This is a genomic window from Streptomyces sp. SID14436, from assembly GCF_010548465.1.
In the GTDB taxonomy this organism is placed as follows: Bacteria; Actinomycetota; Actinomycetes; order Streptomycetales; family Streptomycetaceae; genus Streptomyces.
In genome coordinates, this window is record NZ_JAAGMD010000877.1 from 1 (window position 1) to 8608 (window position 8608).

Here is an 8608-nt window from a genome sequence, read left to right on the forward strand (position 1 = left end):
CTGGCCTTGGTGGCCGCGGCGGCCGCGGCGGCCGCGGCGGTGCCGCTGTGGTCGCGGTCAGCGTCCCGGCCGGGGGCGCCTGCGGGTCAGGCGGTCGCCGAGCGGCGACCGAGTCTTCCCGCGGGGCGCAGCAGCAGCGACACGGAGGCCACGGAGACGATCACCGCCCCGATGAGGACGGCCGGCAGGCCCCCCGCGTCCAGCGCGCTGTGTGTCACGAAGGCACCGAACAGGGCCCCGGCCACACCCGTGGGGACGACCATCGCGGGGGAGGGGAGACGGTGCGGCAGACGGCGCGTGGCCGCCCAGGCGAGTGCGAGGCCGAGGATCGCGGAGCTGATCGCTTCCAAGAGCATGTCGGGGGTCCCTCCCACATGGCCGGCCTGCGCAAATCGGTCAAGCCCGTCTTACCCCTGACCTGCGGAATCCAATCCTCGCCTCCGCATGGCCGTCATGGCCGTCACCCGCGGCAGACGGAAGGGCCCGGTGGTCAGGAGACCACCGGGCCCTTCCGTTCGTCCGTCCGCCCTCGGGCGCCCTGCCGGGCGTCCCGCCGGGACCTCGGGCTACAGCGCGCCGAAGCCCACCTTGCGCGGGGTCGGCTCACCGATCTCGACATACGCGAGGCGGTCCGCCGGAACCAGCACCTTGCGACCGTGCTCGTCCGTCAGGCTCAGCAGCTGGGCCTTCCCTGCCAGGGCCTCGCCCACCACGCGCTCGACCTCCTCGGCGCTCTGACCGCTCTCCAGAACGATCTCGCGGGGCGCGTGCTGCACGCCGATCTTGACCTCCACGGCTATGTCCCTCCGACGGTCAGTGAAATGCGCGACCTATCCGCGCCGTACCAGCACACATTAGCCCGGTGAGGGGACGTACACGCTGCGCCCGGCCACGCCAGGAGCGAACATCCGACGGGAACAAACGACCGCCGTCGCCCCCTCAGTGCTGCTGCTCGCTGCCGTGCAGGGGGAATCCCGCGATGCCCCGCCAGGCCAGCGAGGTCAGCAGCTGCACCGCCTGGTCGCGCGGCACACTGCGGTCGCTGTGCAGCCAGGAGCGTGCCACCACCTGGGCCAGACCGCCGAGCCCCGAGGCGAGCAGCATCGACTCGTCCCGCGACAGCCCGGTGTCCTCGGCGATGACCTCGCAGATCGCCTCGGCGCACTCGTTGGTGACCTTGTCGACCCGCTCGCGCACGGCGGGCTCATTGGTCAGGTCCGACTCGAAGACGAGACGGAACGCGCCGCCGTCGTCCTCCACGTACGCGAAATAGGCGTCCATGGTCGCCCGCACGCGCTGCTTGTTGTCGGTCGTCGAGGCGAGAGCGCCCCGTACGGACTGGATCAGCGCCTCGCAGTGCTGGTCCAGCAGGGCCAGATACAGGTCCAGCTTGCCCGGGAAGTGCTGGTAGAGCACCGGCTTGCTGACCCCGGCCCGCTCGGCGATGTCGTCCATCGCGGCCGCGTGATAGCCCTGTGCGACGAAGACCTCCTGGGCAGCGCCCAGCAACTGGTTCCGTCGGGCCCGGCGCGGCAGGCGGGTGCCCCTCGGGCGTACCGCCTCTGTCTGCTCGATGGCTGTCACGCCGCCTCCCATTGTCGTCCACATGCGGTGTGAGCCGCGCCGCCATCGTACTTTTCGGTAACCGTGGTGTGCGCGGTGAGCGTGCAGAATTTCACGGACCGGACGGCGGTGAAAGTGCCGCGGACGGTTTCGGAGCAGGCCGGACCGGGCAGGATACGCCCTTTTCTCCGTACCCGCCGCACCGCTCGTGGTGACCGTTCGACGGCAGCCTCCTGGGAGACCTTGTCACCGGTAGTCGTCCTCGTCCAGGGATACGACCCTGGCCTGCTCCACGAGGTCCGCCTCGTTGGCCCGGGTGCGGTCGACCTCGGTGAGGGGGTCGTCCCGGTCCTCGTGGACGTCCGCCTGCTGGTCCGCCGCGTCGGCCCGCGGGGTCTCGACGTCCAGCGGCTCGTCGTCCGGGAGGTCCTCTTCGGTCACGAAGGTCTCGGGATCGGTGGGGTCTACGGCCATGGCTGGGCTCCCTTCCTACTCCTGCTACTCCTGCTACTCCTGCGAACGTCCCTGAGGAATACAGGGGGCCACGTGCGGGTGCCCTCTGTACGAGCCTAGGAGACACCCGATCCGGATGCCATGCGATCTGCGACCGGAACGTGACGCAGCGCGCACCCGCCCCGCGCGCGGATGCCCCGGCTCAACGGCCGGGGGCGGGCTCTGTGAGGGCGAACACATGATCTGCCGTGTGATCGTCTCGTAACATTGCCCGCATGTCTTCGCCCGAGCTGCCGTTCGTGCCGCCCACCGACGTGCTGTCCGAGGCGGCCGCCGTCAGGGTCGCCGAGGGCGAGCACGTCAGGTCCGTGGAACTGCCCGGTGTCACGCTCACCGTGCGCTCGCGCCGGCCCGCGCGCGAGGGCCTGCCTCCCGCCCTGTACGTGCACGGCCTCGGCGGCTCCTCGCAGAACTGGTCGGCCCTGATGCCGCTGCTGGACGACGTGGTCGGCAGCGAGGCCGTCGACCTGCCCGGCTTCGGCGACTCCCCGCCCCCGGACGACGGCAACTACTCCATCACCGCGCACGCACGCGCGGTGATCCGATACCTGGACAGCTCCGGCCGCGGCCCGGTGCACCTCTTCGGCAACTCGCTCGGCGGGGCGGTCACCACCCGGGTCGCCGCCGCCCGTCCCGACCTGGTGCGCACCCTCACCCTCGTGTCCCCGGCCCTGCCCGAGCTCCGCGTGCAGCGCACCGCCGTGCCCACCGGACTGCTCGCCGTGCCCGGGGTCGCGCAGCTGTTCACCCGCCTCACCCGCGAGTGGACCGCGGAGCAGCGGGTGCGGGGCGTGATGGCCCTCTGTTACGGCGACCCCGGACGCGTTTCGCCCGAGGGCTTCCGGCACGCGGTGCAGGAGATGGAGCGGCGGCAGCAGCTGCCGTACTTCTGGGACGCCATGGCGCGCTCCGCGCGGGGCCTGGTCAACGCGTACACCCTCGGCGGCCAGCACGGACTGTGGCGCCAGGCCGAGCGGGTGCTCGCGCCGACGCTCCTCATCTATGGCGGCCGGGACCAGCTCGTCGGCTTCCGCATGGCCCGGCGGGCGACCCGCGCGTTCCGCGACTCCCGGCTGGTGACGCTCCCGGACGCGGGGCACGTGGCGATGATGGAATACCCCGGGACGGTGGCTGCCGCTTTCCGTGAACTCCTCGCGGATGCAACGGATTCGGCAGTGGAGGGGGATACTGTGCAGCCGGGCGCGAAGCGCGCCCCGGGCTCGGCCGCCGGCACCCGCGCGGACGAGACCGCCGACGGCGGGGCGACCGCCGAGAACCTGAGGGGCTGAGGCGCGACGTGGGACGCCACAGCCGTCGTGGACCCGCACCGAAGGGCGACGCTCCCACCGGCCGGGACGGACGTCCCCTGCCGGGCGGCGCCGCCGGTGCCGGGCAGGACGGCCGAGCGCAGCCGCCGCTGCCGCCGCAGCAGCAGTGGCCGGGGCGGCCCGGGCAGCAGGGGCAGCCCTCGGGCGCCGTTCCCGGACCGAGCGCCCCGTACGGTTCCCCGGCCCACGACGCCCCCGCGTACGCGGCCCGGACCACGGGGCCCGAGCAGGGGTACGGACAGCACGGACAGCACGGCCAGCAGCAGGGGTACCGGCAGCACCAGGGCTACGGGGCACCCCAGGGGCACGGCGGCCCTGAGGGATTCGGGGCGCACGAGGGATTCGGGGCGAACCCGGCCCACGGTCCCGGTACGCACCAGGGACATACGGCCCACCACGGACACGGGGCGCCCACGCAGCACGGCCCTCCTGCCTACGGGACGCCGCCGCACGGCGTGCGGAGGTATCCGGACGGGACGCCTGCGCAGGGTGTGCCGCGTCTGCCGGATGGGACGCCTGCGGATGGCGTACCGCGTTACGCGGACGGGACGCCCGCACGGGGCGTGCCCCGGCTGCCGGATGGGACGCCCGCGCACGGGACCCCGCGTCTGCCGGACGGGACGCCCGCGCACGGGACCCCGCGCCTTCCCGACGGGACGCCTGCGCACGGCGTACCCCAGGTTCGGGGCGGGCACCCCGAGCAGCGGGACGCCGGGGGCGGCTGGGGTCAGTGGGGCAGCCCGGCGGGGTCGGGGCCGACCACGACCGGCTACGGCGCTCACACCGGCACCGCCGCACCGGTCCCGCGGCAGCGGCAGGCGCCCTCCGGCGCGGGTCCGCGGCAGGACTACCTGGCCGCCTTCGACGCTCACGACGACGTCTTCACACCGCGCACGCCTCCCGCCGGCAACCGCACGTCCACGGCGCCACGGCCGGGCCCGCGGGCCACGGATTTGCACGCCTCCGACGCCTACGCCGACCCGTACGCCTCGGTCACGGAGTGGGCCGACACCCCCGCCGGCACCCCGGCAGGCCGGGACGACGCACCGCCCACGGGTGAGCCCGCGCCGGCCAAGGGTGCCAAGGGGCGCGCGTTCACCGGGATCGCGGCGGCGGCCATCACCACCGTGCTCGCCGTCGTCGTGGCCGGGCAGGTCACCGACGACGGCGACGCCTCCGGCGCGCGGTCGCAGTCCGCGGCCGACGGGCAGCGCGACATCCGCGAACCGGCCTCGCGCGGGGACGACCGGGAGACGCCCGCCGGAGCTCCCGAGGCCCGGCCGCTGACCTACGAGGAGAAGATGGGCGCCACCTACGCGCTCAAGCCCGACCTCGCGGGGCCGGGGAAGTTCGACGCGATCCGCGGCATCGCCGAGGCACCGGGCAAGGGCCGGAAGATCACCTACCGGGTGGACGTGGAGCAGGGGCTCGATCTCGACGGCGAGCTGTTCGCCGAGGCGGTGCAGAAGACCCTCAACGACGAGCGCAGCTGGGCCCACAAGGGTGCCCGCACCTTCGAGCGCATCCATTCGGGCCGCCCCGACTTCGTCATCACCCTCGCCAGCCCCGGCACGACCGCGGAATGGTGCGCCAAGTCCGGTCTGGACACTACCGTCGACAACGTCTCCTGCGACTCCGCGGCCACCGAACGCGTCATGATCAACGCCTACCGGTGGGCCCAGGGCGCCGAGCCCTACGGGGACAAGATCCACGCCTACCGGCAGATGCTGATCAACCACGAGATCGGCCACCGCCTCGGCTACGGGCACGTCACCTGCGACAAGGACGGCGATCTCGCCCCGGTCATGCAGCAGCAGACCAAGTTCGTCGACCACGACGGAATCGACTGCCGGCCGAACCCCTGGCCCTACCCGAACGCCTGACACGCCGCCCGCCCCGGCACCACCCGATCATGTGACGAATCGTGTCCGGCTGATCTCTTAGCGCGACCAAACGCGCTCCGCACCCGAAAGTTACGACCGTTCACCCCTTCTGATGGTGCGACGGACAACCGTCCATCGCACCACCGCCTGGTCCGCATACGTTCGTCCCGCTGCGAGCCGTCGGGTCAACGGCGGCTCCTCATACGGGAGATCGGGGGTGCACTCGTGCGCATTGGACTGCTTACGGAAGGTGGCTTTCCGTATCTGGGCGGTGACGCCGGGCTCTGGTGCGACCGCCTGGTGCGCGGACTCGGCCAACACGAGTTCGACGTCTACGCGTTCAGCCGCAGTGAGGCCCAGGAGGACGCGGGCTGGGCCCCGCTGCCGCCGCAGGTCGCGCGGGTACGGACGGCACCGCTGTGGGCGGCCGAGGACGACGGGGTGGTGCACGGTCGCCGTGCACGCCGGCGCTTCATGGAGCACTACGGCGAACTGGCCGCCGTCCTGTGCGCCCCGGACCACGGCTCGTTCGACGCGCACGCCGTCGCACTCCCCGACGCGCACGCCGCCGGGGACGCCGACGAGGACCACCGTGGCGGCCGTGGCGGCACGCACCCGGGCGGAACCCCGGGGCCGCTGCCGGGGGCAGGCCGTGCCGCACCGGAGGCGGACCGTTTCGCCAACGCTCTGTACGGCCTCGCCGAACTCGCCCGCGACGAGGGCGGGCTGGTGTCCGCCCTCCGCTCCGAGCCGGCCGTGCGCGCCCTGGAACGCGCCTGTCGTGCGCCCGGCGCCGGACGGGCCGCGCGCGAGGCCCGCGTACCGGATCTGCTCGCCGTCGCCGCACACCTGGAACGCGCCCTGCGCCCCCTCTCGCTCGACTGGTACGGCCGGGACGGGCTCGGCGCCGTCGACCTGTGCCACGCGGCGTCCGGCGGCCCGGCCGCGCTGCCCGGACTCCTCGCCCACCACTTCTTCGGAGTCCCGCTGCTGGTCACCGAGTACGGCGTGCGGCTGCGGACGCACTACCTGACCCGCCCGGACGCCTCCCCGGCCGTGCGGTCGCTGCTCGCCGCCCTCCACGGGCGGCTCGCCGGCGAGACCTACCGCCGCGCCACCTTCGTCACCCCGGGCAACACCCACGCCCGCCGCTGGCAGGAGCGCTGCGGGGCCGACCGCGCCAAGCTGCGCACGGTGTACCCCGGCATGGACGCGGCGCCCTTCGCCGAGGTGGGCGAGTCGCCGGAGTGCGCCGACCCGCACACCCTGGTGTGGGCCGGCCGTATCGAACCGGCCAAGGACCTCGTCTCCCTGCTGCACGCCTTCGCCGACGTCCGCAAGGCGGAGCCCCGGACCCGCCTGCGCGTCGTCGGCGCCCCGGCGGACGCGGAGGGCACGGCCTACCTGGCGCACTGCCGGGCCCTGGCCGCCCACCTGTTCCCCGACGAGGCCGACGGGCCGCACGCCGTGGGCGACAACCCCGTCTCCTTCGAGGAGATCGGCGGGCCCGACCTGCCCACCCCGGCCGACGCCTACGCCGCCGGCGCCGTCACCGTGCTGTCCAGCGTCGTCGAGGGCTTCCCCGTCGGTCTCGTCGAGGCGATGTTCAGCGGACGGGCGACGGTCTCCACGGACGTCGGCGCCGTCGTGGAGGTCATCGGCGGCACCGGACTCGTCGTACCGCCGCGCAATCCGCGGGCGCTCGCGGAGGCGTGCGTCTCCCTGCTGCGCGACCCCGCGCGCCGTGAACGCCTCGGGGCCGCCGCACGCGCCCGGGCGCTGGAGCTGTTCACGGTCGAGCAGAACATCGCCGCCTTCAACGGCCTGTACCTGGAGACCGTCGCCCGCACGCCCCTCCGCCGGCCCAGCCTCGACGACACCGGCGGCCTCCTGCCGTTCGCCGTCCCGGCCGAGGCGCACGTCCCCGGGAACTGGACGGCAGGCCGCGCCACGCCGACGTGGGCCCGTCCCGCCGCCGCCCGCGCGACCGCGACGGAGGCCGTCCGATGAGCGGCCTGCGAGACCTCAGGAAACCCGGTGACCCGGGAGAGCCGCAGGAGGCCGACGGCCTCGGCGGCGCCTACGCCTCCCGCACCGCCGACGACGGCGCCGGCGGGCCCGGCGATGCAGGTGGCTCCGGCCGTACCGGCGGGCCCGGTGGCACAGGTGGTCCCGGCGCGGGCAGCGGGCAGCGGGTGTCCCCGCGGGCCACCGCCGGGCCGCGCGGCGCCGCCGACCCCGTGAAGGCCCTCCTGCACCGCCACCGCGAGCTCTGCGAACGCGCCGTGGACCCGCTGGAGATCGCCGCCGGCCTGGAGGCCCACGGCATCACCGACCGGACCGCCGCCCGCTTCCGGCACCGCGACGTCTTCTCCCTCGCCGAGGAACTCTTCGCCCGCGTGCCCCGCGACGGCGACACCGCCCGCCCCGCCACCACCGCACCCCTGAAGGCGCGGGCCGACTGGATCGTCCTCACGCTGCTCCCCGGCGCCCTGTGCCTCGCCTCGGTGCTCGCCCTGCGCCACACCCACGGCCAGACCCGGCTCCTCACGGCCGCCGTCGGCATCATCGCCCTCGCCTCGGCCGTCCGGGCCGCCCTGCGCCGCGGCCCGCTGAGCAGGGCCGACCGCACCCCGGCCCCCGGCATGACCGGCTGGACCTGGTGGCTCGTCGGCTACGCCCTGCTGGGCGACGGGCTCCTCCAGGTCGCCATCACCGGCGGCCCCGACGGCCCGCCCGCCCCCGACGGGGACTGGCCGCTCGCCGCGGCCCCCGTGCTCGCCCTCGCGCTGGCCTGTGCCCCCGCCGCCTGGACCACCCACCTCTTCACCCGCGGGGCCCGCCGCAAACTCACCGCGAGCCGCGGACTGGAGGACTTCGCCGCCTCCGTGCGCCCCCTGCTGCTCGCCACCGTCACCCTGTTCCTCTGCGCCCTGGCGGGCCTCCTCACCCTGTGTGCCACGGCCCTCGACGAGCCCCTCGCCGTCTCCGGCGCCCTCGCCACGGGGGCCCTGCTCCACCTGGCCCGGCTCCTCACCGTCCACGGCTTCACCCACGGCCCGAGGATGCTGCTCGCGTGCGCGGCGACCGCCCAGGCACTCGCCCTGACGACCGTCTTCGCCGCCCGCCTCCCCGGCCTCACCCCGCTGTCCACCCCGGTGGAAACCCTGGTCACGGCCTGGCACCCGGCCGCCGTGCCCACCCTCAGCTGCGGCGTCGCGGCCCTGGTCCTGCTGGTCCACGCCACCCGCCGCCTCACCCGGGCCTCCGCCCACTCCCACCCGGAGCGGGCGCGATGACCGGCCCGGCCGCCCCACCGGC

At 74.6% G+C, this 8608-nt stretch carries 8 protein-coding genes; 4 read left to right on the plus strand and 4 right to left on the minus strand.

Annotated features, from left to right (window positions below; genetic code table 11):
* Positions 1 to 86: 86 nt before the first annotated feature.
* From G3I53_RS32260 to G3I53_RS32275, 4 genes are all read right to left on the minus strand, one after another.
* A complete protein-coding gene (locus G3I53_RS32260) occupies positions 87 to 356 on the minus strand; it encodes a hypothetical protein (protein WP_164332556.1) in 270 nt (89 codons plus the stop codon).
* A gap of 210 nt (positions 357 to 566) precedes the next feature.
* On the minus strand, positions 567 to 794 hold the full coding sequence (locus G3I53_RS32265; RefSeq protein ID WP_164332557.1) for a DUF3107 domain-containing protein: 228 nt from the start codon (positions 792 to 794) through the stop codon (positions 567 to 569).
* Between the two features lie 145 nt (positions 795 to 939).
* On the minus strand, positions 940 to 1584 hold the full coding sequence (locus G3I53_RS32270; protein ID WP_164332558.1) for a TetR/AcrR family transcriptional regulator: 645 nt from the start codon (positions 1582 to 1584) through the stop codon (positions 940 to 942).
* Positions 1585 to 1809: 225 nt separating this feature from the next.
* Positions 1810 to 2037 (minus strand): hypothetical protein, encoded by a 228-nt coding sequence (locus G3I53_RS32275; protein WP_164332559.1) that lies wholly within the window; start codon positions 2035 to 2037, stop codon positions 1810 to 1812.
* Positions 2038 to 2291: 254 nt separating this feature from the next.
* Here G3I53_RS32275 and G3I53_RS32280 point away from each other — a divergent pair, with 254 nt between their 5' ends.
* From G3I53_RS32280 to G3I53_RS32295, 4 genes are all read left to right on the plus strand, one after another.
* Positions 2292 to 3365, plus strand: a complete 1074-nt coding sequence (locus G3I53_RS32280) for an alpha/beta hydrolase (protein ID WP_164332560.1) — start codon at positions 2292 to 2294, stop codon at positions 3363 to 3365.
* A gap of 494 nt (positions 3366 to 3859) precedes the next feature.
* The gene (locus tag G3I53_RS32285) at positions 3860 to 5287 is read left to right on the plus strand and encodes a DUF3152 domain-containing protein (RefSeq protein WP_343240725.1); all 1428 of its coding nucleotides are present in this window, start codon (positions 3860 to 3862) and stop codon (positions 5285 to 5287) included.
* A gap of 225 nt (positions 5288 to 5512) precedes the next feature.
* Positions 5513 to 7297, plus strand: coding sequence for a DUF3492 domain-containing protein (locus G3I53_RS32290; RefSeq protein ID WP_164439032.1), 1785 nt, complete (start codon positions 5513 to 5515; stop codon positions 7295 to 7297).
* Positions 7294 to 8586 (plus strand): hypothetical protein, encoded by a 1293-nt coding sequence (locus tag G3I53_RS32295; protein ID WP_203617568.1) that lies wholly within the window; start codon positions 7294 to 7296, stop codon positions 8584 to 8586. Before G3I53_RS32290 ends, G3I53_RS32295 begins: the two co-directional genes overlap by 4 nt.
* The last annotated feature ends 22 nt before the right edge of the window (positions 8587 to 8608 follow it).